The organism is Streptomyces fildesensis (genome assembly GCF_016107395.1).
In the GTDB taxonomy this organism is placed as follows: domain Bacteria; phylum Actinomycetota; class Actinomycetes; order Streptomycetales; family Streptomycetaceae; genus Actinacidiphila; species Actinacidiphila fildesensis.
Window position 1 is genome coordinate 254991 of the sequence record NZ_JAAIKO010000003.1, and the last position, 25843, is coordinate 280833.

Genomic DNA, 25843 nt, shown 5'->3' on the forward strand with positions numbered 1-25843 from the left:
CCGGCAGCGCCAGGGTCCGGCGGGCCGGGCAGCGCCGTGCGGGACCGCAGGACCCGGCCTCACGGCATACTGCGCGGTATGAGTGCACATGACGCCGTGGTGCTGGCGGGCGGCGCCGCCAGGCGCCTGGGCGGGGCGGACAAGCCGGGACTGGAGGTCGCGGGGCGGCCGCTGCTCGACCGGGTGCTGGAGGCCTGCGAGGGCGCCGTCGACACGGTGGTCGTCGGTCCGCGCAGGCCCACCCGGCGGCCGGTGCTGTGGGCCCGGGAGGATCCGCCGGGCGGCGGACCGCTGCCCGCCCTCGCCGCCGGTCTGGCGCGGGCCGGTTCCGACACGGTGCTGGTGTTCGCCGCCGACATGCCGTTCCTGACGCGGACGGCGGCGGACGCCCTGCGGGAGTCGCTGGGGCGGGAGGCGGACGCGGACGGCGTCGTGCTGACCGATCCGTCCGGCCGGGACCAGCCGCTGGCCGCGGCCTACCGTACGGAGGCGCTGCGCCGGGGGCTGGCGCTGATCGCCACCGAGCACGGCACGCTCGCCGGGCTGCCGCTGCGCCTGCTCACCGAGGAGCTGCGGCTGCACCGGCTGCCGGACCCCTCGGGCTCGGATTCCTTCGACTGCGACACCTGGGACGATGTCGCCGCCGCACGGGCGCGACTGGAACAGGGGTGAGCCTGCGCGGCGATGTGCCCCGCATCGGGGACGATGGGCCTGTGTTGGATGAATGGATCGCCGCAGCCAAGGCCGAACTGGGGATCGAGCTCGAGGTCGACACCGAAGTCCTCCTCGACCTCGCCCGTGATGCCGCGCATGGTGTCGCCCGCCCCGCCGCACCGCTGACCACCTTTCTGGTCGGCTACGCCGCCGCCCAGTCCGGCGGCGGCCCCGAGGAAGTGCGCAACGCTGCCCGCAAGGCGGCCGAACTTGCCGAACGCTGGTCCGCGGAGGCCGCCAGGGCCGGCGAGGCCGCCGGGAACAGCGATCCCGGGCCTTCCGAGGCAGGGAAGCCGGCCGGATGACCGGCCGGACGACAGGGCCCGCGGACCAGGAGGCGGCCGCCCTCAACGCGATGGGCGAGGCACTGCTGCTCGCCAACGAGGGCCGGACCGCCAACGCGTACGCGACCGGTGGACCGGCCGGGCCTGGCTCCCTCGGCCTGGGCGGCAGCGCCGACGGCGGGACGGGCCGAAGCGCCACCCCCAACCCGGACCCCCATCCCGGACCCAGCCTCGATCCGCTCGCCATCGCGGGGCTCGACACCGGCAGCGCGCAAGCCTCCGAACCCGAACCGGCACACGAACCCGAACCCGCAGGCGAACCTGAACCGGCACACGAAACCGAGCCTCCGTCCCGACACCGGCAGCACGACCTCACCTGGCCCGAGGCCCGCAGGGCCGCGCGCGCCGCGGGCCGGCGGCTGCCCGCCGTCAGCCGGCCGCTCGCCGGAGCGCTCGGTCACGCGCTCGCCGCCCCGCTCACCGCGCTGACGGATCTGCCGTCCTTCGACACGTCGGCAATGGACGGCTGGGCCGTAGCGGGCCCCGGCCCGTGGATGCTGGAGACCCGGCAGCTCCTCGCCGGCCAGCGGCCCGGAGTGGCGCTGCTCGACGGCCACGCCATCGCGATCGCGACCGGCGCGGCCCTCCCGCCCGGTGCCACCGCGATCATCCGGCACGAGCACGGCCGCACCGAAAGGCGCACCGACGGCGGGCTGCTGCACGCCACCCATGGCGCGCCCACCCCCGGCCAGGACGTACGCCCGCGCGCCCAGGAGTGCCGAGGGGGAGAGGAACTGCTCTCCCCCGGCGTCGTCGTCACCCCTGCGGTGCTCGGTCTCGCGGCGGCCGCCGGGTATGACGAGCTGCGCGTCATCACCCGCCCCCGGGTGGAGGTGCTGGTCCTCGGCGATGAACTGCTCGACCACGGACTCCCCCACGCCGGATTCGTCCGGGACGCCCTCGGCCCGATGCTGGCGCCGTGGCTGGAGGCGCTCGGCGCCGAGGTGACCGGTACCCGGCGCGTCGTCGACGAGGTCGACGCCCTCATGAGCGCGATCGGCGAGACCACCGCCGACCTGCTGATCACCACAGGCGGAACGGCGGCCGGTCCGGTCGACCACGTCCACCCCGTCCTGCACACGCTGGGCGCGAAACTGCTCGTCGACGGGGTCGCCGTGCGCCCCGGCCACCCCATGCTGCTGGCCGAACTCCCCGGGGGCGGACACCTCGTGGGGCTGCCGGGCAATCCGCTGGCCGCGGTCTCCGGCGTCATCACCCTCGTCGCTCCCCTGCTGCGCACGCTCGCGGGCCGTCCGGTCCCGGCCCCGTACACCGCGGAGCTCACCGCGGCTGTGCCCGGCCATCCGACCGACACCCGCCTGGTGCCGGTGGTCTTCGACGACGAATCGGCCGTCGTCCCGCTGCACTTCCACGGCCCCGCCATGCTGCGCGGCCTGGCCACCGCCGACGGGCTGGCGGTCATTCCGCCCGGCGGCGCGGCGGCCGGTCAGGAGACGGCCGTGCTCGACCTGGCATGGGGGACCGCCGGTTGCTGATGCCGGTTCCGAAGCCGGGAGGGCAACGCGACCGATGCGAGCCACCGGAGCCGAGAACCACGAGAACCACGAGAGCGACGAGGTGAAGTCCGTTGAAACTGCCGCGCCACGACGCTGCCGCGGGCCGGGCGGACAGCGGCGCCGACGACCACCACAGCAACGACCACCACAGCAATGACCACAGCAACGACCACCCCAATGACCATGCCGGGAGCGGCCACCGCGGCAGCCATCCCGCCGACCACGACAGCCCGGGCAGCCTCGCCTACAAGGTGATGTTCCCCCGGCAGGCCATCGGCCCGCTGCTCCAGGTGTCCCGCCGGCTGGCGATGGCGCTGCTCGTGCTGCTCGCCACGGTCCTCATCGTCTATCTGGACCGCGGCGGGTACCACGACAACTCCGACGACGCCGTCTCGTTCCTCGACTCGCTCTACTACGCGACGGTCACGCTCTCGACGACCGGCTACGGCGACATCGTCCCGTACAGCGTCAGCGCGCGGCTGTGCAATGTCTTCCTGGTGACGCCGCTGCGCGTCCTCTTCCTGATCATCCTGGTCGGCACCACCCTCGAAGTGCTCACCGAGCGCACCCGCGAGCAATGGCGGCTCAAACGCTGGAGGTCCACCTTGCGCGACCACATCGTCATCGTCGGATACGGCACCAAGGGCCGGTCCGCCGCGCAGACGCTGCTCGGCCGCGGGATCCCGGTCGAGAAGATCGTGATCGTCGACCCCAGCCCCAAGGTGATCCAGGCGGCCACCGCCGAGGGCTTCGTCGGGGTGGTGGGCGACGCGACGCGCAATGACGTGCTGCTGCGCGCCGAGGCCGAGCGCGCCAAGGAGATCGTGATCGCGGCGCAGCGCGACGACACCGCCGTGCTGGTCACCCTGACCGCGCGGCAGCTCAACAAGCGGGCGAACATCGTCGCTTCGGTGCGCGAGGAGGAGAACGCGCCGCTGCTGCGCCAGTCGGGTGCCAACGCGGTGATCACGAGCTCCAGTGCCGCCGGCCGGCTGCTGGGCCTGTCGATGCTCAGCCCGAGCGTCGGACAGGTGATGGACGACCTGATCACGTACGGCAGCGGTCTCGATCTCATCGAGCGTCCGGTCACCAAGGCCGAGGTGGGCAAGGCGCCGCGGGACGTGTCCGATCTGGTCGTCTCCGTCAAGCGCGGCCACCGGCTGCTGGGCTTCGACGATCCGGAAGCGGCCACGCTGCAGTTCGCCGACCGCCTTATCGCCATTCACCGAGCGGGTCCCGATCTGCCGTCCGGAGGGTAGCCTCGCGCTCATGTATGCGATCACCATCCCCGAAGCCGGCGGACCCGAGGCGCTCGTCTGGGCCGAGGTCGCGGACCCCGAACCCGCCGCGGGTGAGGTCCTGGTCGAGGTCGTGGCCAGCGCCGTCAACCGTGCCGATCTGCTGCAACGCCAGGGTTTCTACGATCCGCCGCCCGGCTCGTCCCCCTACCCGGGCCTGGAGTGTTCCGGCCGGATCTCCGCGCTCGGCCCCGGTGTGTCAGGCTGGGCGGTCGGCGACGAGGTGTGCGCGCTGGTGACGGGCGGCGGCTACGCGCAGAAGGTCGTCGTGCCGGTCGGTCAGCTGCTGCCGGTGCCCAAGGGGGTCGATCTGGTGTCGGCCGCCGCACTGCCCGAGGTCGTCTGCACGGTCTGGTCCAACGTGTTCATGGTCGGGCACCTGCGCCCCGGCGAAACGCTGCTGGTCCACGGCGGTTCGAGCGGTATCGGCACCATGGCGATCCAGCTCGCGAAGGCGGTCGGCGCCAAGGTCGCGGTGACGGCCGGCAGCGCGGAGAAGCTGGAGGCCTGCCGGAAGCTGGGCGCGGACATCCTGGTCAACTACCGCGAGCAGGACTTCACGGAGCTGGTCAGGGCGGACGTGATCCTCGACATCATGGGCGCGAAGTACCTCGAGCGGAACGTCGACGCGCTGGCGGTCAACGGCCGGCTCGTCATCATCGGTCTGCAGGGCGGCGTCAAGGGCGAGCTGAACCTCGCCACGATGCTGGTCAAGCGGGTGGCGGTCGTGGCGACCTCGCTGCGCGGCCGCCCGCTGGGTGAGAAGGCCGCGATCGTGGCGGCGGTGCGCGAACACGTCTGGCCGCTGCTGGAGGCCGGTACGGTGCGGCCGGTCGTCGACCGTACGATCCCGATCACCGACGCCGCCGAGGCCCACCGAGTGGTGGAAGCCAGCGCGCACATCGGCAAGGTCGTCCTGACGCTCTGAGATCGTCCTGGCCTGACGGTCCTGGGGTCCCTGACGGTCCTGGGGTCCTGACGGTCCTGACGGTCCGGCTGCGTGGCTGCGTAGCCCCCGTAGTCGTCGTGAGAATCCTCGACGCCCGCCCAAGATGCCGCAATTGGCACTTTATGTGAGGCTTGTCCCACATATGAAGTCGGCGGCTGAGAGGGGCGGGCGTCTTGCGTTCGGCATCCGGTGGGCGAGTGGCGGCGGCGGCCGTACTGACCGGAGCGCTTCTGCTCCTGCCGGTGGCGCCCGGGTGGGCGGCGCAGGGCCGCGCGACGGCGTCGGCAGGGGTCGTGTTCGCGGTGCCGCCGCCCGCAACGCCCCGGATGCCGGAGCTGCCGAAGCTGCCCGAACTACCGAAGCTGCCGGCACTGCCCAAGCCTCCCGTGCCGCCCATGCCGCCCCTCCCCGGGATGCCCGCGCCTCCCGTGACACCGGAGCAGCCGCCGCGACCGGGCAAGCCCCCGGCGCCGCCGAAGCCGACAACACCCGGACCGGCGACGCCGAAGCCCAGTACACCGAAGCCCGTCACGCCCAAGCCGGCCACGACGAAACCGCCCACGGCGAAGCCCTCGCCGACGAAGCACGCCGGCAAGAAGAAGGGCTCGTGGCACAAGGGATGGGCGCACGGGATGTCGGCCCAGGACAGCGCGGAGGACGCCGCGTCCGACGAGGACCTGAGCGCAGCGGAATACGGTGCTCCGGATTCGGTTCAGCCGGAGGGTTCTGATGGCGCCGAGGCGTACGAGCTCCCGATGCAGCAGCCGTCCGCCGCGGTCGTCGTCCCGGTTCCGGCGCTGCCGAAGGCGCCCGCTCCGGCAGGTCCGAGCGTTGCTCCCACCGTCAGCGACGATGCCGGGGGTCCCGTCGGCCGCGCGGTGAGCGTGCTGCCGCTCGGCGCGGGGATGGCCCTGGTCGGACTGGGCCTCGGCTTCCTGGGTCTGCGCCTCCGCAGAAGCTGATCCGTCAGCGGCCTCGGTCCCGGTTCGCGGCCACCTGACCCCTGTTCGCGCCCCTGTTCACGCCTCCGTTCGCGCCTCCGTCCCCGGCTCACCCTCCTCCGCCCGACCTTGCTCTCTGTGACCATACTCGGTATACATACTCAGTATGTCGATCCGTCATGGCCTCCTGGCCCTCCTCGATCGCGGTCCCCGCTACGGGTTCCAGCTGCGTACCGAGTTCGAGTCCCGTACCGGTTCCACCTGGCCGCTGAACGTCGGCCAGGTCTACACGACCCTTGGACGGCTGGAGCGCGACGGCCTGGTCGTGCCGGCGGGGGAGGACGACGGCGGCCACGCGCTGTATGCCATCACCGATGAGGGACGCAGCGAACTGCGCACCTGGTTCTCCACACCTGTGGACCGGGCGAATCCACCCCGCAACGAGCTGGCGATCAAGCTGGCGATGGCCGTGGGCTCGTCCGACATAGACATCCGTGCCGTCATCCAGGCGCAGCGGCACCACACCCTCCAGGCCCTGCAGGACTACACCCGGCTGAAGGCCCAGGCGCTCGTCGCGCTGGAGCAGGACCAGAACCGTGACGACGTCGCGTGGCTGCTCGTCATCGAGCAGCTGATCTTCCAGGCGGAGGCCGAGGCCCGCTGGCTGGACCACGCGGAGACCCGGCTCGTACGGCTGGCCGACGCGGTCGCCGCCGACAAAGGCGGCGTGAACGACGCGAAGCCGACCCCGAACCCGAACCCGAACCAGGCTCCGAACCCGAACCAGGCTCCGAAGCAGGAAGCCGCGCACGACAAGGGACTGCGTGCCGCCCTGGCGCGTTCGAGGCCCGGCCGGCGCTGACCCGTACGTCGCGATAACCGTTCCGACCTGACCACAGACCTGATCACAGGGGGATCAACCCATGTCTGCCCAAGAGCATCAGCCCGTCCTGCAGTTGCAGGAGCTGACCCGAGTTCATGGCAGCGGCACCACGGAAGTGCACGCGCTGCGCGGCATCGACCTGTCCGTCTTCCCCGGTGAACTCGTCGCCGTCATGGGCCCGTCCGGCTCCGGCAAGTCCACACTGCTGACCATCGCGGGCGGACTCGACCTCCCCACCTCGGGCCGGGTGCTCGTCGAGGGTACCGATCTCACCACCGCGAACCGTAAGCAGATGGCCGCGCTGCGCCGCCGCAGCATCGGCTACGTCTTCCAGGACTACAACCTCATACCGGCGCTGACCGCCGTCGAGAACGTCGCCCTGCCCCGTGAGCTCGACGGCACCTCCGCCCGCAAGGCCCGCCGTGAGGCGCTGGCTTCGCTGCAGGAGATGGACCTCGACCACCTCGCCGACCGCTTCCCGGACGAGATGTCCGGCGGTCAGCAGCAGCGGGTGGCCATCGCCCGCGCGCTGGTCGGCGACCGCCGGCTGGTGCTGGCCGACGAGCCGACGGGTGCGCTGGACTCCGAGACCGGCGAGTCGGTACTCGCGCTGCTGCGGGCCCGCTGTGACGCGGGTGCGGCCGGCGTCCTGGTCACCCATGAGCCGCGGTTCGCGGCCTGGGCGGACCGGGTGGTCTTCCTGCGGGACGGTTCCGTCGTCGACACGACGCTGCGCTCGAACGCCGAGTCGCTGCTCACCGGCGGTGTGGCTCAGTGAACGGCTGGCTCAATTCCTGGCGTGCCGCGGTGCGGATCGCGCGGCGTGACGCCTGGCGCTTCAAGGGACGCAGCATCCTCGTCCTGGCCATGATCGCGTTGCCGATCCTGGGCGTGAGCGCCGCTGACATCACCATCCGCAGCTCGCAGTTGACCGCAGAACAGTCGCTGACCCGCGACCTCGGTGCAGCCGACGCCGTGCTCTCCGACGCCGCGTACGACGGTCTGCCGATCTACCAGTCCCCGGACGGCAGGAACAAGTCGCTGGTCAACGACAACGCCTCGGGGCAGATGATCCCGGGCGGCAACGGTCCCGGCGTCAACATCCCGGCCGTCATCCCCGCCGGGGCGAAGACGCTGAAGGACTCCGTCGGCACGGGCAAGGTCCACACGAAGTACGGCCTGCTGGACGTCGACATCCGTGAACTGAAGGCCTCCGACCCGATGGCCGCCGGGATCATGGAGCTGGACCGCGGTCACTTCCCGGACGCGCCGGACGAGGTCATGGCGACCAACGCGTTCCTCAAGACGAGCGGCCTCCACGTCGGCTCGTCGGTCTCCGCCCGCGACCTGGCCACCAAGTACAAGATCGTCGGCGCCTACGACCTGCCAGGAGAGCTGAAGACGGCGCAGATCAACGCCCTGCCGGACGCCTTCCTGGCGCCGCTGGCCAAGGCCCTCAAGGCGGCCGGACGCGATGGGCCGGGCATCACATCCAAGTACTTCGTGGCCGTGGACGGTGGTTTCACGTGGAACATGGTGAAGGAGGTCAACGCCAAGAGCGTTGTCGCCCACTCCCGCGCGGTGTCGCTCGACCCGCCGGCCGATTCCGAGGTGCCGCTGTTCGTCAAGTACCCGGACTGGAACCAGAACTACGGCGGCAGCACCGCTGAGAAGGCCGCGCTGCTCGCCGTGGGCGCGACGATCGTCGGCCTGGCGATGCTGGAGATCTGCCTGCTCGCAGGACCGGCCTTCGCGGTCGGCGCCCGCCGCTCGCGCCGCCAGCTCGGGCTGGTCGGGGCCAACGGCGGCGACCGCCGCCACATCCGCGCGATCGTGCTGTCCGGCGGCCTGGTGATCGGTGTGGTCGCCGCCGTCGTCGGCACGGTGCTCGGTCTCGCGCTGACCTTCGCCCTCCGTGAGCCGCTGGAGGAGTACACCGGTGCGCGCTTCGGCGGTATCTCGGTGCATCCGCTCGAACTCCTCGGCATCGGGCTGCTCGCGATTCTCACCGGACTGCTGGCCGCCATCGTCCCGGCGGTCGTCGCGTCCCGGCAGAGCGTGCTGGCGGCGCTGACCGGTCGGCGCGGCGTCCGGCACGCCAACCGGGTGCTGCCGGTGCTCGGCCTCGCCGCCGTCTGTCTCGGCGTCGGTATCGCGGTCTTCGGCTCGATGAAGACCGACAACGTGCTCGCGGTCGGCGGCGGCTCCGCCATCGCCGAACTCGGCATCGTCGCGCTGACCCCAACCCTGGTCGGGCTCTTCGGACGGCTCGGCGGCTGGCTGCCGCTCTCCCCGCGGCTCGCCCTGCGGGACGCGGTGCGCAACCGGGGTCGTACGGCCCCGGCCGTCGCCGCCGTCCTCGCGGCCGTCGCGGGCACGGTCGCGGTGGCGACGTACACCGCCAGCAGCGACCTGGAGAGTCGCAACGGGTACGAGGCGCGGGCGCCCTACGGTGTCGCGTCGATCAGCATCGAACGGGAGCAGGGCCGTGACCTGGACGCGGTCCGGGCGGCCGTCGAGAAGCGCTTCCCGGTCTCGTCCCGCGCGGATGTCTCACGGGTGGTCGTCGGCAAGAAGACCTGCTCGATGTACAGCAGCAGCCCCGGCTGCGGCCGGGCGGAGATGGTCCTGCCCCCGGCGAACGCCTGCCCCACGGACGGGCCGGACACCGACAAGAAGTTCAGCGTGGCCGAGCGCCGCAAGCTGTCGAAGGACTGGCGCTGCGAACGTACCTACCACAGCAGTGCCATCAGCACGGATTCCGAGGTGCTGATAGGTGACGCCGGGCTGCTCCACGCGCTCGGCATCAAGGACCCGGGCGCCGAGCAGGCGCTCGCGGCCGGCCACACGGTGCTCTTCGACAAGCACTACGTCGAGAAGAACCGGCTCACCTTCCGGATCATCGAGGACTCCTCGAAGCCGATCGCCGAAGGCCAGGAGGCCACCGGACCGCTGAAGTCGTTCCCCACGTACGTCGCCCAGGACGGCACGGAGTCCTACGGCGTCCGCGCCATCATGACGCCCGCCACGGCCAAGGCCGCCGGACTGCAGACCCTTCCCTTCGGTTCGTACTTCGTGAACGAGAACGCGCCCAGCAGCAAGGAGCAGCAGGCGCTGGAGGACGATCTCTCCAAGCTGGGTGCCGATCCGAACCTGTATGTCGAGGAGGGCTATGTCAGCGACAACAACGTCATCCTGCTGGCGCTGACCGTCTTCGCCGGCCTGGTCACCATCGGCGCCGCGGGCATCGCCACCGGTCTGGCCCAGGCGGACGCCGAGCCCGACCTGAAGACCCTGGCGGCGATCGGCGCCGATCCCCGGGTGCGGCGGACCCTGTCCGGCTTCCAGTGCGGGGTGGTGGCCGTGATGGGCGTGATCCTCGGCTCGGCCGCGGGCGTCCTGCCCGCGATCGGGCTGCGCAAGGCCGAGGAACGTCAGCAGCTGAAGTTCTACCAGGAGGCGATGGACCGGGGCTGGGGCGGCATGGGCGGTGTTCCGCACGTCCCGATCGTCATTCCCTGGTCGACCCTGGCGGCCCTGATCGTCGCCGTCCCGCTGGGCGCGGCGCTGCTGGCGGCCCTGGTCACCCGGTCCCGCACCTCGCTGTCCCGCCGCGAGGCGTCGTAGCGGGGAACACCGCCTGACCAGCCGAACGTGTGCCCTCTGACGTGGTGGATCAGCCGCATCAGGGGGCACACCTTCAGGAGAACGCAGTGTGCGAGAGAATGGCGGCATGGAGATGCCGATGAACGAACGGTCGCAGGAGAGCCCGCAGGTCCTGATCGTGGGACCGGACGGAATGGCGCTCGGCGGCACCCCTGGCGGCGGCGAGGAATCGCGCGAGGTCCCGGTGACAGACATGGTGGAACAGCCGGCGAAGGTCATGCGTATCGGCAGCATGATCAAGCAGCTTCTGGAAGAAGTGCGGCAGGCGCCGCTCGACGAGGCGAGCCGCGTTCGTCTCAAGGAGATCCACGCCAGTTCCGTCAAGGAACTGGAGGACGGTCTCGCGCCCGAGCTGGTGGAGGAGCTGGAACGGCTCTCGCTGCCTTTCAACGACGACTCGATCCCGACCGAGGCCGAGCTGCGCATCGCCCAGGCGCAGCTGGTGGGCTGGCTGGAGGGCCTCTTCCACGGCATCCAGACGGCGCTGTTCGCCCAGCAGATGGCAGCCAGGGCTCAGCTGGAGCAGATGCGCCGCGCCCTCCCGCCGGGCGTGGGCGGGCACGAGGAGGACGAGGGCGGCCACCCGGGCGCCCGCTCCGGCCCGTACCTCTAGGAACCCGTACCTCGAGGAACCCGTGCCTCCGGGAACCCGTACCTCTAGGAACCCGGGAATCACCGACAGGTAACCGCGGAGGGCCCGGCACACATCATGTGTGCCGGGCCCTCCGCGTACTGCCGCTACGGCCGGATCAGCTGGCGCCCTTGCCGGTGGAGACCCAGATGGTGATCTTGCTGGCGTCGTTCTTCCACGTGACGTTGTAGTCGGCCAGCGCCTTGGGCGTCTGGTCGACGACGGCGCCCTTGCCCCACTGCTGCTCGTTCGTGTACTTCACCGTGTACTTCCAACCGGCGGCCTTCAGGCAGGCCTCGACGGAGTCCCGGTACTTGGTGTTGAACTGCGGGAACAGGACCATGTTCGGGTCCGTGTTGGTGAAGCCCTGGGTGGCCCCGGTGCACGCCGACGACTCCAGCGTCCGGGTCTTGTCGCCCTCGACGACTCCGCCGGGGTTCGCGGTCGACGGCGAGGTCCCGCCGCTGGAGGCACCCGGCGCGTACTGGCTGGAGGACGTGGACGGGGAGGCGGTGTCGTTGCCCTTGCCGGCGGTGTCGTCCGAGCCGCCCCCCTTCATCTTGACGATCAGGCCGACGATCAGGCAGATGGCGACCACCGCCACCGCGGCGCCGATCAGGACGGTCCGGCTCGACCGGCCGCCGCCGTTGCCCCCGCCACCGGGTCCGCCGGAGACCGTGCCGGGCTGCATCGGGTACCCGGCCGTCGGAGCAGGCGTCCGGTACTGCGGCGCCTGCTGCTGGACCTGCTGCGGGTAGCCGTAAGCGGCCGGGGTCGCGGGCGCCGGGGTGCTCGGGCCGTAGGCGCTGTGCTGCGGCGAAGGCGTCTGGTACGGGCTGTGGACGTTCGGCGGCGGGGTGTGCAGCGCGCCCTGGGCGGGCGGGAAGACCGTCGCGGAGACGCCCTCGCCGCGGCCGCGGGCGTGCGGGCCCTCGCCGATGATCAGCGGGGTGGCGCCGGCCTGCGTCGAGGCGCCGACCCGCTCCAGCTCGTCGTGCATCGCGTCCGCGGTCGGGAAGCGCTCCGCCGGGTTCTTCTTCAGGGCCCGCGCGATCAGCGCGTCGATGCCGGGGGTGATCGCCCGGTTGAACTGGGACGGTGCGGGCGGGATCTCCTGCACGTGCTGGTACGCCATGCCCAGCGGCGAGTCCGACTCGAAGGGGATCCGGCCGGTCGTCAGCTCGAAGAGCATGCAGCCGACGGAGTACAGGTCGGACCGCTCGTCGACGCCGCGGCCCAGCGCCTGCTCGGGCGACAGGTACTGCGGGGTGCCGACGACCATGCCGGTCTGCGTCATCGACGTCACGCCGGACTGCATGGCCCGGGCGATGCCGAAGTCCATGACCTTGACCACGCCACGCTTGGTCACCATCACGTTGCCGGGCTTGATGTCGCGGTGCACCAGGCCCATCTCGTGACTGACCGCGAGGGCCGCCAGCACATCGCCGGTGATCTTCAGTGCCTTCTCGGCCGGCATCGCGCCGTACTGCGCGATGTCCTCGGCCAGCACCACGTTGAGCGGCTTGCCCTCGACGTACTCCATGACGATGTACGGGACCATCGCGCCGTCGAGGGTGTCCTCGCCGGAGTCGAAGACCGAGACGATGTTGGTGTGGTTCAGTTTGGCCACAGCTTGCGCCTCGCGGCGGAACCGCTCACGGAAGGACTGTTCGTTCCCCAGGCTCGTGTGCAGTGTCTTGACGGCGACCGGGCGGTCCAGCACCGTGTCGTGTCCCAGGTGCACCGATGCCATGCCGCCCTCGCCGAGGAGATCGCGCAGCACATAGCGACCGCCTCCGACCGAGCGACCCGCGTAATCGGTCTGCGCGCCGTCCCCGCTGCTCATCTGTACCGCTTCCCCCTAGAGAGGGCCCATCGGCCCGCCGGCTTGCCCGCCAAGTCTGGCTTATCGCGCGGGCACGTCAAGTTCGTTGACCATCTCGTCACCTGATGCGCATCGGGCCCATACATGAGCGGCCCGGCACCGTCCCCGGAGACGGTAGCGTGGCCGACCAGAAAACCTGTAAGGCGAGGCACCAAGCGACGGCGAGGACTGATGGTCGACCCCCATGAGACGACCGCAGGAACCGGAGCGTCCGATTCGCCCGAATTGTGGGGCGCGCAAGGGATGGTCGGTGACGGCCGTTACCGGCTGACCTACCGGCTGGGACGCGGCGGAATGGCCGAGGTCTTCGCGGCCGAGGACGTACGGCTGGGCCGGATCGTGGCGATCAAGCTGCTGCGCTCCGATCTGGCGGAGGACCCGGTCTCCAAGGCGCGCTTCACCCGCGAGGCACAGTCGGTCGCCGGGCTGAACCACCATGCCGTGGTCGCGGTGTACGACTCGGGCGAGGACCGCACCCCCACCGGCACGGTCCCCTACATCGTCATGGAGCTGGTCGACGGGCACACCATCCGCGACCTGCTGACCGGCGCCGAGGCGCCGCCCATCGACCAGGCGCTGATCATCATCTCCGGTGTGCTGGAGGCGCTCGCCTACAGCCACCAGCACGGCATCGTGCACCGTGACATCAAGCCGGCCAACGTCATCATCACCAACGCCGGCGCCGTCAAGGTCATGGACTTCGGCATCGCCCGCGCGCTGCACGGCGCGGCCAGCACCATGACGCAGACCGGCATGGTCATGGGCACCCCGCAGTACCTCTCCCCCGAGCAGGCGCTCGGCAAGGCGGTCGACTACCGCTCCGACCTGTACGCGACCGGCTGCATGCTCTACGAGCTGCTGGCGCTGCGGCCGCCCTTCACCGGTGAGACGCCGCTGTCCGTGGTCTACCAGCACGTGCAGGACGAACCGCAGGTGCCGTCCACGGTCAGCGACCGGGTGCCGCCGGAGCTCGACGGTATGGTGCTGCGCGCGCTCGCCAAGCACCCGGACGACCGGTTCCAGAGCGCCGAGGAGATGCGCGGCGTCGTGCAGTACGCGCTGCACATGCTCCAGGAGCAGGGCGGCTGGAACAACGTCTGGGACACCGGCGTCGTGCCGCACTCGGCCCCGGTCACCCCGCCGGCGGGCACCGGCATGGGCTCCGGCCCGACGATCGGGCGGCAGGGCAACAGCACCACGGCGGAGTTCAGCCGGCCGGTGATGCTGGGCGCGTCCGGTGGCGGAGCGGACGAGACGCGCGGCTACCACGAGCCGCAGCACGGTGGCGGCGGCCGGGGCAACAAGTGGCTCAAGCCGGTGCTCTTCGTGCTGGCCGCGGTGCTGGCCGTCTCGATGGGCGTGTACTTCGCCGTCGGGCAGGCGGGGAACAAGAAGGACCCGGGCCAGGACGTGGCGCCGCCGAGCTCACAGAGCTCGCAGGACCAGAGCTCCGCGCCGAGCCAGGACACCTCCACGGATCCGAACCAGGGCGACGGGGGCATCACGCAGCCGCCAACGACGACGCCGTCCCACCGGCCGACGCGCACCACCTCACCGACGCCCACGGAGACGCAGACCGAGACGCAGACGGAGTCTCCGTCCGAGTCCCCGTCCGAGTCCCCCTCGGCGTCGTCCGACCCGCCGACGAAGGACCCGACGACGCCTCAGGGCACCCCGTCGACCGCCCCCGGCGGCAACAACAACGGCAAGCCCGGCACCGGCTGACCGGGCCGCGTTCACCGGCCCCGGCCCCGCGGCCGGTCAGCCGGTGAACGCGTCGCTGACCGCCTCGTACTCGCGGGTCCACCACACCGCGAGCGCGGAGGACGCCGGGAAGAGCGGGTCGGAGCGCCGGTCGCGCTCCTGGTAGCGCCAGCGCAGCATCCAGAAGTCGTTCAGGCGCTCCCACCAGACCCGGTGCACCGCCGCGGCCATCTCCTGGGCGGCCGTCCCGGCCGCGAGCCGGTAGGCGCGCGCGTAGGGCCGCACCTTCGCCAGGTCGAGCTTCCCGTCACCCGGCCGGACGAAGAAGATCGCGGCGGCCCGTACCGCCTCCTCCGCGCGCGGCTGCACGCCGAGCCGGTCCCAGTCGACGATGGCGACGGGTTCGTCCCCGCGGTAGAGCAGGTTCAGCGGGTGGAAGTCGCCGTGCACCCAGCCGGTGGCGGGCCCGTCCGGGGCGGGCGGGCGGCGATGGGCGTGCCGTTCCAGCAGGGTGCGGCGCTCCAGCAGCCGGTGCTCGGCCAGCTCGTCGAAGGTCTCGCGCGGCTCGTGCGCGTGGGCGAGGTCCAGCAGCTCGTCGATGAGCGCGTACGTCCGCCCGGGGTCGGCGCTGGGATGCGCGACCCGGTCCGCCTCCGGCGGGGGCTGTACGCGGGCCAGGCCGGCGTGCACATGGCCGAGGAGAGCGCCGAGGCGCCGGGACTGGGCGGCGGTCAGCTCGGTGCCCTCCCGGTGCCGGCCCTCGACCCACGGGTAGAGCGCGTAGCAGCGCCCGCCGACGACGGCGACGGTCCGGCCCTCGGTGTCGGCGACCGGGGCGGCGACGGGCAGCCCGAGGCCGTCCAGGAGCAGGGTCGCGCGGTGCTGGCGGGCGATGACGGCGGCGTCCGCGGTGTCCGGCGCGACGTAGTGCTTGAGGAAGAACCGGCCGCGGGTGGTCGCCAGCCGGTAGCCGCGGTTCAGCAGTCCCTGGGGGACCGGATGGCAGGCCAGTGGGGTGCCGGCGCCCTCGTAACGGCGCAGCAGTGTGCCGAGCGTGCGCTCAGCGAGCAGCTCCGTCGCCGTGCCCGTCACCCGGGAAATCGTAGATCACGCGGCGTGCAGCTCCGGCCACCCTGCGACACCCTTCACGAACTGGACGTCCACGAACTGCGGGTCGATCCGCAGATGGACCGGATCGAAGGCCTGCTCGTCCACGAACGAGGGAAGCGGTCCGAAGATCTCGTCCGCGCTGTCGGGTGCCGGGATGACGCGGGCGGTGCCGGTGAGGTGCACGGCCCAGATGGAGTCCGTGGCCGTGTTCAGGTTGTCGGCCTGGTAGCCGACGACGGAGCCGTCGCAGGCGCCGTGTATGTCCCAGCCGCGGTGTACGCGGATCAGCACGTGGTCGTCCACCACGACGTGCCGGGCGACGGCGATGTACGGCATGGCGTGGCGCGAGAGGGCCAGGCGTCCGTAGCGGACGGCGGCCACGAGCTCGAGCGTGCGTCGTTCTTGGGGGGACATCTCTCCACTGTGGCGTTCGGCGGGCGGGACGGGACAGGGGCGGCGGCCCCCGATCGGCAGGGTCCTTGGTCCCTGGCGCCGCGGGGGGCGGCTGCGCGGGTCCTGGAGCGCCGGCCGGGCGCCCCGGGCGGCCTCAGCGCTGCTGGTTCTCCTCCGCGTGCATCCTGGCGACGTAGGCGGCCGCCTGGGTCCTGCGCTCCATGCCGAGCTTGGAGAGCAGCGAGGAGACGTAGTTCTTGACCGTCTTCTCCGCGAGGTGCAGCTTCTCGCCGATCTGCCGGTTGGTGTGGCCCTCGCCGATCAGGTCGAGGATCTTCTTCTCCTGCTCGGTCAGGCCGGCGAGCCGGTCGTCGCCCTTGTCCGCGCCGTGCCGCAGCCGCTCCAGCACCCGGGCGGTCGCGACGGGGTCCAGCAGCGACTTCCCGGCGGCGACGTCACGGACGGCGCTGACCAGGTCCGTCCCCCGGATGGCCTTGAGGACGTAACCCGCCGCGCCGGCCATGATCGCGTCGAACAGCGCCTCGTCGTCGGCGAACGAGGTCAGCATCAGGCACGTGATGTGCGGATCGCCGGACCGGACCTCCCGGCAGACCTCGACGCCGCTGCCGTCGGGCAGCCGGACGTCCAGGACCGCGACGTCGGGGCGGGTGGCGGGGATCCGGGTGAGGGCCTCGGCGGCCGTGCCGGCCTCACCGACGATCTGGATATCGGTCTCTATGGAGAGCAGCTCATGGACGCCCCGACGGACCACTTCGTGGTCATCGAGGAGGAAAACGCGGATTTTTCCGTCTTCGATCACGAATCGAGCATCGCACACGATTCGATCTCCAGACCTCTTACGCCATTTCGATCCGCGAGATACCGTTCCTCTGTCCCGGTGGCCTGCGACAACGCCTATTTACTAGGTAATCCAAGCAAAACCGCAGGTAGGACGCCTTCGCGCGATTGCGGATGTAGTAGGTAACGTCTTTCTTGCAGGCCACTTGCCGGGGCACTGTCACGCCTGGCTCGGCCATGCCGCACATACCCCGTGCGCCGCGTCGACACCAGGTGAGCCGCAACTGGCCTCCCGGCGGATCCCGGGGGCCGGACAGACGGAGGAGCGAACGTGAGCGTGAAGAGCACTGCCGCGCGGAGGACTACCCGCGGCGGCGCGAAGCGCCGTGGGGGCGAGCCCGAGCTCGTACAGCTGTTGACCCCCGAGGGCAAGCGCGTCGAGCACAGCGAGTACTCCATCGACCTGACCCCGGACGAGCTGCGTGGCCTGTACCGCGACATGGTGCTGACCCGCCGTTTCGATGCCGAGGCGATCACACTGCAGCGGCAGGGCGAGCTGGGCCTGTGGGCCTCGCTCCTCGGCCAGGAGGCGGCACAGATCGGATCGGGACGGGCCACCCGTCCGGACGACTACGTCTTCCCGACCTACCGTGAACACGGTGTGGCCTGGACCCGCGATGTGGACCCGCTGAACCTGCTGGGCATGTTCCGCGGGGTCAATCACGGTGGATGGGACCCCAACGAGAACAATTTCCACCTGTACACGATCGTCATCGGCTCGCAGACGCTGCACGCGACCGGTTACGCGATGGGTGTCGCCAAGGACGGCGCGGACTCCGCCGTCATCGCCTATTTCGGCGACGGCGCCTCCAGCCAGGGCGATGTCGCGGAGGCCTTCACCTTCGCGGCCGTCTACAACGCCCCCGTGGTGTTCTTCTGCCAGAACAACCAGTGGGCGATCTCCGAGCCGACCGAGAAGCAGAGCCGGGTGCCGATCTACCAGCGCTCGGCCGGTTTCGGCTTCCCGGGCGTCCGGGTCGACGGCAATGACGTGCTGGCCGTGCTGGCCGTCACCAAGGCCGCCCTGGAGCGGGCCCGCACCGGCCAGGGGCCGATGCTCGTGGAGGCGTTCACCTACCGGATGGGCGCGCACACCACGACCGACGACCCCACCCGCTACCGCGCCGACGAGGAGCGCGAGCAGTGGGAGCTGAAGGACCCGATCCTGCGGCTGAAGACGTACCTGGAGGCCGAGGGCTTCGCCGACGAGGCGTACTACGCCTCGATCGACAAGGAGAGCGACGCGCTCGCCAAGCGGGTGCGGGACGGTGTGCGCACCATGCCGAACCCCGACACCATGGCGATCTTCGAGAACGTCTACGCGGACGGGCACGCGCTCGTCGACGAGGAGCGCGCGCAGTTCGCCGAGTACCTCGCGTCGTTCGCCGACGAGACTGAGGGGCACTGACCATGACCATGACCACGTTGACCATGGCCAAGGCCCTCAACGAGGCGCTGCGCCAGTCGCTGGACACCGATCCCAAGGTCCTGCTCATGGGCGAGGACATCGGGAAGCTCGGCGGCGTCTTCCGCATCACCGACGGCCTGCAGAAGGACTTCGGCGAGGAGCGGGTCATCGACACCCCGCTGGCCGAGTCCGGCATCGTCGGTACCGCGATCGGCCTGGCGCTGCGCGGCTACCGGCCGGTCGTCGAGATCCAGTTCGACGGCTTCGTCTTCCCCGCGTACGACCAGATCGTCACGCAGCTCGCCAAGATGCACGCGCGGGCGCTGGGCAAGGTCAAGATGCCCGTCGTCATCCGCATCCCGTACGCGGGCGGCATCGGCGCGGTCGAGCACCACAGCGAGTCCCCGGAGACGCTCTTCGCGCACATCCCGGGCCTGAAGGTGGTCTCGCCGTCCAACCCGCAGGACGCCTACTGGATGCTGCGGCAGTCCATCGACTGCGACGACCCGGTGATCTTCTTCGAGCCGAAGCGCCGTTACTGGGACAAGGGCGAGGTCGACACCGAGGCCATTCCGGGCCCGCTGCACAAGGCCCGGGTGACCCGCACCGGCACGGATCTCACCCTGGCGGCGTACGGTCCCATGGTGAAGGTCTGCATGGAGGCCGCCGCGGCTGCCGCCAAGGAGGGTCGTAGCCTGGAAGTGGTGGACCTGCGGTCCTTGTCGCCGATGGACTTCGACACGATCCAGGCGTCGGTCGAGAAGACCCGCCGGCTGGTGATCGTGCACGAGGCTCCCGTCTTCCTGGGGACCGGCGCGGAGATCGCCGCCCGGATCACCGAGCGGTGCTTCTACCACCTCGAGGCTCCCGTGCTGAGGGTCGGCGGCTTCCACGCCCCGTACCCGCCGGCCCGGCTCGAGGAGGAGTACCTGCCCGGCCTGGACCGCGTACTCGACGCCGTCGACCGCGCGCTGGCGTACTGAGAGGCGAGGAGAGCGTGACTGTGACCGACATTGCGCAGCGCTTCCGCGAGTTCAAGATGCCCGATGTGGGCGAGGGACTCACCGAGGCCGAGATCCTCAAGTGGTACGTCAAGCCGGGTGACACCGTCACCGACGGGCAGGTCGTGTGCGAGGTCGAGACGGCGAAGGCGGCTGTCGAGCTGCCGATCCCGTTCGACGGCGTCGTGCACGAGATCCGTTTCCCCGAGGGGGAGACGGTCGACGTGGGCACCGCCATCATCTCGGTGGACACCACCCCGGGCGCCCCGGACGAGGCTCCGGCCGCCGCCGCGGCCCCGGCCGCGGCCGTGCCGGCCGAAGCGGCACCCGCCGCACCCGCCGAGCCGGCGAAGCGGCAGGCGGTGCTGGTGGGCTACGGCGTCTCCGAGGCGTCGACCGTCCGCCGGGCCCGCAGGACGCCCGGCCCGGTGCCGGCCCAGCCCAAGGGCCGGCCGGCGGCGGAGCTGAACGGCCACGGCGCGACCGGGGCCACCGGCCTCGCCGCTCCCGCCGGGGACCGGCCGCTGGCCAAGCCCCCGGTGCGCAAGCTCGCGAAGGACCTCGGCATCGATCTGAGCTCCGTCGTCCCGAGCGGCCGGGACGGGACCATCACCCGTGAGGACGTGCACGCGGCGCTCGCGCCCGCGCCGGCCGAGCCCGCCGTGGTGGCGGCGCCCGCCGCTGCCGCCGCGAGCCCCGCGGTCGTCGCGGAGCCGGGTGCCCGGGAGATCCGTACGCCGATCAAGGGCGTCCGCAAGGCCACCGCGCAGGCGATGGTCGCGAGCGCCTTCACCGCGCCGCACGTCACGGAGTTCGTGACCTTCGACATCACGCGGACGATGAAGCTGGTCCAGGAGCTCAAGCTGGACCCGGCGTTCGAGGGCCGCAAGGTCAGCCCGCTGCTGCTGGTGGCGAAGGCGCTGCTGGTGGCGATCCGGCGGAACCCCGAGGTGAACGCGACCTGGGACGAGGCCGGCCAGGAGATCGTCCGCAAGGACTATGTGAACCTGGGCATCGCCGCGGCGACCCCGCGCGGGCTGATCGTGCCGAACATCAAGGACGCCGGCGCGAAGACGCTGCCCGAACTGGCCACCGCGCTCGGTGAGCTGGTGGCGACCGCACGCGAGGGCAAGACCTCTCCCGCGCAGATGCAGGGCGGCACGGTGACCATCACCAACGTCGGCGTCTTCGGCGTCGACACCGGAACGCCGATCCTGAACCCGGGGGAGTCCGCGATCCTCGCCTTCGGCGCGGTCAAGGACATGCCCTGGGTACACAAGGGCAAGGTGAAGGTCCGCAAGGTCACCACGCTGGCCCTGTCGTTCGACCACCGGGTGGTCGACGGCGAGCTGGGCTCGAAGGTGCTCGCGGATGTCGCGGCGCTCCTGGAGCAGCCGAAGCGCCTGCTGACCTGGGCGTAGTTCACCGGGGCAGCCGAGCATCACGCGAAAGAGGCCCGGACGTACAAACGTCCGGGCCTCTTTGCCGTGTCCATCCGTCATGAAAAGCCGGATCTGTGGCGATATTAGGGGGAAACCCAGCTTCCGCCCGGAGGGACACCGTGGCCGTATCCGTATCCGCGATCCTGCTGCTCCTGATCATGACGGTCGTCTTCCTGCGCAGCGGATCACTGAAGGTCTCGCACGCACTGGTCTGCGTCTTCCTCGGCTTCTACCTCGCGGGCTCGAGCGTCGCCCCGAGCATCCAGAACGGGCTCACGGCGACGGCCAACGTGGTGAGCAGCCTGCACCCCTGACGGGTCCGCACGGGCCGGCCGGTCCGTATCGCGGACGCGGGTTTCTCGTGGATACGTGATGTATCTATGATGCGTCCATCATGCTTCCCGCCCCCGTGGTGGCCCCCGCCGCCAAGCCGCCGCCCGCCGCCGAGCGGGTCTATGTCCACATCAAACAGGGCGTCCTCGACCGCAGTTACGAGGGCGGCACGCTGCTCACCGAAGGTGATCTCGCCGAGGCCGTCGGGGTGTCCCGTACGCCGGTGCGCGAGGCGCTGCTCCGCCTGGAGGCGGAGGGGCTGATCAAGCTCTATCCGAAGAAGGGCGCGCTCGTCCTGCCGGTCTCCCTGCAGGAGATCGCCGATGTCGTGGAGACCCGGCTGCTCGTCGAGCAGCACGCGGTCGCCCGGCTGGTGCCCGCCGCGCCGCCCGCGCTGCTGGCCCGGCTGGAGGAGCTGCTCGCCGAGCAGCAGGGGCACGCCGACGCGGGTGACCTCGCGGCGTTCGCGGTCGCCGACCGCTGCTTCCACGCCGAGATTGTCCGGGCGGCGGGCAACCGCATCCTCGCCCACCTCTACGACCAGCTGCGCGACCGGCAGTTGCGGATGGGTGTGGCCACGATGCACGCCGAGCCCAGCCGCGTCGCGAAGAACCTGGTGGAGCACGGCGAGATCCTCGCGGCGCTCAGGGACGGTGACGGCGTCCGCGCCGCCGCCCTGGTGCACCGCCATGTCTCGTGGGTGAAGGTCATGGCCCGGGGGGACGCATGAGCATGAACGGCGAACCGCCCGGCGGGCGGCGTGCCGCCACGGTGTGGGGCATCGGCACGCTCGTCTACATGGTCGCCGTGGTGCACCGCACCAGCCTCGGCGTGGCCGGGATCGACGCCGCGGAGCGTTTCCACATCGGGGCGTCCGCGCTCTCCACCTTCTCGATCCTCCAGGTGCTGGTCTACGCGGGGCTGCAGATACCCGTCGGGCTGATGGTCGACCGGCTCGGCACCAAGAAGGTGCTGACCATCGGCATCGTGCTGTTCACCGCCGGCCAGCTCGCGTTCGCGCTGTCGCACTCGTACGGAATGGCCCTCGCCGCCCGCGCGGTGCTCGGCTGCGGTGACGCGATGACGTTCGTCAGCGTGCTGCGGCTCGGCTCCCGCTGGTTCCCGGCCCGCCGGGGCCCGATGATCGCGCAGGCCGCCGCGCTCTTCGGCGTCGCGGGCAATCTGATCAGTACGGTCGCGCTCTCCCGGATCCTGCACTCGGCGGGCTGGACCGCCACGTTCACCGGCACCGCGATCGGCGGCGCGTTCGTCCTCGTCCTGGTGCTGCTGTTCCTCAAGGACCACCCCGACGGCTACGAGCCGGCCCCCGCCGAGCACGCGGGCTTCGGCTATGTGCGCCACCAGATCGTCTCCGCCTGGCGCGAGCCCGGCACCCGGCTCGGGATGTGGGTGCACTTCACGACGCAGTTCTCCGGGATGGTCTTCCTGCTGCTGTGGGGGCTGCCGTACCTGGTGGAGGACCAGGGCATGTCACGCGGGGCGGCGGGGTCGATGCTCACCCTCGTGGTGCTCGCCAACATGGTCTTCGGCACGCTCTTCGGCCAGCTGATCGCCCGTCACCACGGCGCGCGGATGCCGATCACGCTGACCGCGATCGGGGCCAGCACCGTCGCCTGGGCGGCCGTGCTGTCCTGGCCCGGCGGCCACGTCCCGCTGTGGATGCTGATCTGCCTGTGTGTCGCGCTGGGCGCCTGCGGCCCCGCGTCGATGATCGGCTTCGACTTCGCCCGCCCGGCCAACCCGCCGGAGCGCTTCGGCACCGCCTCCGGCATCGTCAACGTCGGCGGCTTCACCGCCTCGATGATCACGCTGCTGGCGATCGGCGTGCTGCTGGACGCGACGGGCGACAACTACCGGATCGCCTGGTGCAGTGTCTTCGTGCTCCAGGCGATCGGCACCTTCCAGATCCTGCGGCTGCGCGGCCGCGCGACCCGGCTGGAGAAGGACCGGATCGCGGTCAGCCGCGTCGAGAGCGTGCACGTGCCGGTGTAGCGGGTGGGAGCGGGACGCTCTACGGGGTGAGGGCGATGTGCGCCAGGATCGCGTTCGCCAGCCCCTGGTCGCCCTCCACCTTCACCCGGTCCGCGACGGCCGCCGGGCGCACCCGCCCGCAGACCAGCCGCAGGAACGTCTCCCAGTCGGTGCTGAAGGTCACGGCGGGGCCCAGGGAGACCGCGGAGTCGATCGTGCCGCGCCCCTCCTGGTCGATCCGGACCGTCCGCATGAACTCCAGCGGGCCGTGGATGTCGAAGACCACCGCGGAACCCGGCTGCGCCCCGGCGTCCTTGGCGATCATCTTCGGCAGCCCGCGGAGCAGGAAGTCCCGCGCGTACACGGCCGCGGGCGACGCCAGGTTCCCCGGGGTGGCCAGCGCGCGCCGCAGATCCTGCTCGTGGACCCAGACGTCGAAGGTCCGCATCCACAGCAGGTGTTCGAGGGTCATCTCCTGGCCCATCGGACCGCGCATGCTCTGCTCGGGCCCGCGCGACTCGTTCCGCAGCTGGCGGGAGCGCCGGATGATCGTGTACTCGAGCTCGGAGGTCATCTCCGGGGCCGTGTGATGGCGCCGGGTGTCCACCGGCACCTCGATGTAGCGGGCGAACTCGCTGGTGATGTGCCGCAGATCACTCGGCAGGGTGTGGATCGGGCGCGGATCCCCGAGCATCTCGCACTCGTAGCCGATGACGTGTGACACGACGTCGCGCACCGACCAGTACGGGCACTCGGTCGGCCGGTTCCATTCACCCTCGACGAGGGGGGCGACCAATTCGTTGATGGATTCTATGGAGTGGGTCCAGGCGTCGATGTACGGCTGGATCTTACTGTGGACGGTCACGGGACCCCTCGACGGATCGATGCGCGGTCGTGGTGGTGTGCGCCTAAGTTACGCTCCGCGCGGGTACCCACGCAGTGCTTTCGAGTGACGATGGTAGGCCCGACTTGACGACCAAACGTATGGGCGGTGGGTGTATGCGCGCTTCTTTGCTGCAGATCGACGTCGACTTGAACGAAACGGTCGCCGACCGGCGGGACCGGGTGGCCGCGCTGGTGCGCGCCCAGGGCGGGACGGATCTGGTCGTACTGCCGGAACTGTGGCCGGTCGGGGCCTTCGCGTCGGACACCTTCGCGGCGGAGGCGGAGCCGCTCGACGGGCCGACGGCCGACGCGATGTCAGCGGCGGCGCGGGACGCGGGAGTCTGGCTGCACGCCGGTTCCATCGTCGAGCGCGACCCTGACGGGCCGCTCTACAACACCTCGCTCGTCTTCGGGCCCGACGGGGAGCTGCGGCACACCTACCGCAAGATCCACCGGTTCGGCTTCGACCAGGGCGAGGCGGCGCTGATGGCGCCCGGCGAGGAGATCGTCACGGTCGCGCTCCCGGACACCGTGCTGGGCCTGGCGACCTGTTACGACCTGCGCTTCCCCGAGCAGTTCCGGCTGCTCGTCGACGCCGGCGCCCAGATGCTGGTCATCCCGGCCGGCTGGCCGGCGAAGCGGCGGGAGCACTGGCGGCTGCTCGCGCGGGCCCGCGCGGTCGAGTCCCAGACCTACGTTCTGGCCTGCGGGACGGCGGGCACTCACGCGGGTGTCGAGCTCGCGGGTCACAGCATGGTCGTCGACCCGTGGGGCGACATCGTCGCCGAGGCCGGCACCGGCGAGGAGATCCTCACCGTCGACCTCGACCCCGCCCTCGTCACGAAGACCCGCCACGACTTCCCGGTACTGCGGGACCGCCGCCTCGGCTGAGCGGGGTCGCTGCGCGCTCGTCGTGGGGGCGGGGCCGCCGCGCGGCGGCCGGGGCGGTGCTTGACTCGCACGCGGCGCGACAACACGATCACGCACAGTAGTGATCGTGTTGTCCAGCGTCAGGAAGCTCTCCGTGTCCCAGACCCTGTCCCGAGCCGCCGCCCTCCTCACCGCCCTCGCGGCGGCCGCCCTGATCGGCGTACCCGCCGCCGGGGCGTCGGCTCCCCCGCCGTCCGTCCGCTACGCCGCTCTCGGCGACTCCGCCGCCTCCGCGCCCGGCGTGCCGGACGAGGCGGACGCGAGCTGTATGCGCTCCACGCACAACTACCCGCACCTGGTGGCCGCGCGCCTCACGTCGGCCGTCCTCACGGACGTCACCTGCGCGGGAGCGGACACCGGCACCCTCGCCTCCGAGGGCCAGTTCGACGCGCTCACCAAGGACACCGGCCTGGTGACGCTCACCATCGGCGGCAACGACGTCGGGTTCACCGGGATCATCGTCAAGTGCAGCGCCCTGGGCCTGCTCGACCCGTCGGGCAAGCCCTGCGCCAACAGCTACGGCAGCGGGCTCGACGACCGGATCAGGGCGGCCGAGCCGAAGGTCGCCGCCGCGCTCCGGACGATCCATCAGCGCTCCCCGGGCGCCCGGGTGCTGCTCGTCGGCTACCTCAACCTCATCCCGGACGACGCCAGGACCTGCCGCCCGCGCGTGCTGTTCACCGGCGGTGACATGGCCTTCCTGAACGATTTCGAGAACAGCCTCAACGCGATGCTGGCCCGTGTCGCCGACGCCGGGGGCGCCGATTTCGTCGACAACCACCCGGCCAGCGCGGACCGTGACATCTGCCGCGACGACGCCACCCGCTGGACCGAGGGCCTCATCCCGACCAACCGGTCGATCCCGTTCCACCCCAACGCCCGGGGCGAGCAGGCGATGGCCGACGCGGTGCTGGCGGCCGCCGCGCGGTAGCCCGGTCGGGGGAGGGCTCAGGCCCTCC

The 25843-nt window shown here is 71.2% G+C and carries 22 protein-coding genes and 1 pseudogene; 18 read left to right on the plus strand and 5 right to left on the minus strand.

The window, feature by feature from the left end; all coding sequences use genetic code 11:
* Positions 1–78 precede the first annotated feature (78 nt).
* From C6N31_RS07025 to C6N31_RS07065, 9 genes and pseudogenes are all read left to right on the plus strand, one after another.
* A pseudogene (locus tag C6N31_RS07025) lies at positions 79–1019 on the plus strand (NTP transferase domain-containing protein).
* On the plus strand, positions 1016–2554 hold the full coding sequence (locus C6N31_RS07030; protein WP_232484883.1) for a molybdopterin molybdotransferase MoeA: 1539 nt from the start codon (positions 1016–1018) through the stop codon (positions 2552–2554). Before C6N31_RS07025 ends, C6N31_RS07030 begins: the two are co-directional and overlap by 4 nt.
* Before the next feature lie 275 nt (positions 2555–2829).
* Positions 2830–3834 carry a potassium channel family protein gene (locus tag C6N31_RS07035; RefSeq protein ID WP_138351344.1) on the plus strand — a complete coding sequence of 335 codons (1005 nt, stop codon included), beginning with the start codon at positions 2830–2832 and terminating at the stop codon, positions 3832–3834.
* Positions 3835–3844: 10 nt separating this feature from the next.
* On the plus strand, positions 3845–4801 hold the full coding sequence (locus tag C6N31_RS07040; protein ID WP_138351231.1) for an NAD(P)H-quinone oxidoreductase: 957 nt from the start codon (positions 3845–3847) through the stop codon (positions 4799–4801).
* 194 nt (positions 4802–4995) lie between these two features.
* Positions 4996–5784, plus strand: coding sequence for a hypothetical protein (locus tag C6N31_RS07045; RefSeq protein ID WP_198357266.1), 789 nt, complete (start codon positions 4996–4998; stop codon positions 5782–5784).
* Positions 5785–5929: 145 nt separating this feature from the next.
* The gene (locus C6N31_RS07050) at positions 5930–6625 is read left to right on the plus strand and encodes a PadR family transcriptional regulator (RefSeq protein ID WP_138351232.1); all 696 of its coding nucleotides are present in this window, start codon (positions 5930–5932) and stop codon (positions 6623–6625) included.
* A gap of 61 nt (positions 6626–6686) precedes the next feature.
* Entirely contained in the window at positions 6687–7424 is a 738-nt protein-coding gene (locus tag C6N31_RS07055; protein WP_138351233.1) for an ABC transporter ATP-binding protein, read from the plus strand.
* Entirely contained in the window at positions 7421–10273 is a 2853-nt protein-coding gene (locus C6N31_RS07060) for an FtsX-like permease family protein (protein WP_198357267.1), read from the plus strand. Before C6N31_RS07055 ends, C6N31_RS07060 begins: the two co-directional genes overlap by 4 nt.
* 106 nt (positions 10274–10379) lie before the next feature.
* The gene (locus C6N31_RS07065; protein ID WP_138351235.1) at positions 10380–10925 is read left to right on the plus strand and encodes a bacterial proteasome activator family protein; all 546 of its coding nucleotides are present in this window, start codon (positions 10380–10382) and stop codon (positions 10923–10925) included.
* 136 nt (positions 10926–11061) lie between these two features.
* Here the strand turns inward: C6N31_RS07065 and C6N31_RS07070 are convergent, their stop codons facing one another.
* The gene (locus C6N31_RS07070; RefSeq protein ID WP_198357268.1) at positions 11062–12789 is read right to left on the minus strand and encodes a protein kinase domain-containing protein; all 1728 of its coding nucleotides are present in this window, start codon (positions 12787–12789) and stop codon (positions 11062–11064) included.
* A 210-nt stretch (positions 12790–12999) separates the two neighbouring features.
* Here C6N31_RS07070 and C6N31_RS07075 point away from each other — a divergent pair, with 210 nt between their 5' ends.
* Entirely contained in the window at positions 13000–14553 is a 1554-nt protein-coding gene (locus C6N31_RS07075) for a protein kinase domain-containing protein (RefSeq protein WP_138351237.1), read from the plus strand.
* A 36-nt stretch (positions 14554–14589) separates the two neighbouring features.
* On the opposite strand, the gene C6N31_RS07080 is transcribed toward C6N31_RS07075, so the two are convergent.
* The 3 genes from C6N31_RS07080 to C6N31_RS07090 form a co-directional block, all read right to left on the minus strand.
* Complete coding sequence (locus C6N31_RS07080; RefSeq protein ID WP_381584736.1) at positions 14590–15633, minus strand: phosphotransferase; 1044 nt, start codon at positions 15631–15633, stop codon at positions 14590–14592.
* Positions 15634–15639: 6 nt separating this feature from the next.
* Positions 15640–16056, minus strand: a complete 417-nt coding sequence (locus tag C6N31_RS07085; RefSeq protein WP_198357269.1) for a pyridoxamine 5'-phosphate oxidase family protein — start codon at positions 16054–16056, stop codon at positions 15640–15642.
* A gap of 133 nt (positions 16057–16189) precedes the next feature.
* Positions 16190–16855, minus strand: coding sequence for a response regulator (locus C6N31_RS07090; protein ID WP_138351239.1), 666 nt, complete (start codon positions 16853–16855; stop codon positions 16190–16192).
* A 309-nt stretch (positions 16856–17164) separates the two neighbouring features.
* Here C6N31_RS07090 and pdhA point away from each other — a divergent pair, with 309 nt between their 5' ends.
* From pdhA to C6N31_RS07120, 6 genes are all read left to right on the plus strand, one after another.
* Positions 17165–18301 (plus strand): pyruvate dehydrogenase (acetyl-transferring) E1 component subunit alpha, encoded by a 1137-nt coding sequence (gene pdhA / locus C6N31_RS07095; RefSeq protein ID WP_138351240.1) that lies wholly within the window; start codon positions 17165–17167, stop codon positions 18299–18301.
* A gap of 8 nt (positions 18302–18309) precedes the next feature.
* Complete coding sequence (locus tag C6N31_RS07100; RefSeq protein ID WP_138351346.1) at positions 18310–19284, plus strand: alpha-ketoacid dehydrogenase subunit beta; 975 nt, start codon at positions 18310–18312, stop codon at positions 19282–19284.
* Positions 19285–19340: 56 nt separating this feature from the next.
* Complete coding sequence (locus C6N31_RS07105) at positions 19341–20723, plus strand: dihydrolipoamide acetyltransferase family protein (protein WP_138351347.1); 1383 nt, start codon at positions 19341–19343, stop codon at positions 20721–20723.
* A 140-nt stretch (positions 20724–20863) separates the two neighbouring features.
* Complete coding sequence (locus tag C6N31_RS07110) at positions 20864–21058, plus strand: hypothetical protein (protein ID WP_138351241.1); 195 nt, start codon at positions 20864–20866, stop codon at positions 21056–21058.
* Between the two features lie 80 nt (positions 21059–21138).
* Positions 21139–21807, plus strand: a complete 669-nt coding sequence (locus C6N31_RS07115; RefSeq protein ID WP_138351242.1) for a GntR family transcriptional regulator — start codon at positions 21139–21141, stop codon at positions 21805–21807.
* Positions 21808–21809: 2 nt separating this feature from the next.
* Complete coding sequence (locus C6N31_RS07120) at positions 21810–23090, plus strand: MFS transporter (protein WP_381584611.1); 1281 nt, start codon at positions 21810–21812, stop codon at positions 23088–23090.
* A gap of 19 nt (positions 23091–23109) precedes the next feature.
* Here C6N31_RS07120 and C6N31_RS07125 read toward each other — a convergent pair whose 3' ends face one another.
* Entirely contained in the window at positions 23110–23934 is an 825-nt protein-coding gene (locus C6N31_RS07125; protein ID WP_138351244.1) for a maleylpyruvate isomerase family mycothiol-dependent enzyme, read from the minus strand.
* A gap of 134 nt (positions 23935–24068) precedes the next feature.
* Here C6N31_RS07125 and C6N31_RS07130 point away from each other — a divergent pair, with 134 nt between their 5' ends.
* On the plus strand, positions 24069–24845 hold the full coding sequence (locus tag C6N31_RS07130; RefSeq protein ID WP_138351245.1) for a carbon-nitrogen family hydrolase: 777 nt from the start codon (positions 24069–24071) through the stop codon (positions 24843–24845).
* Positions 24846–24978: 133 nt separating this feature from the next.
* Positions 24979–25815: an SGNH/GDSL hydrolase family protein gene (locus C6N31_RS07135; RefSeq protein WP_138351246.1), complete on the plus strand. Its 837-nt coding sequence runs from the start codon at positions 24979–24981 to the stop codon at positions 25813–25815.
* Positions 25816–25843: the final 28 nt, after the last annotated feature.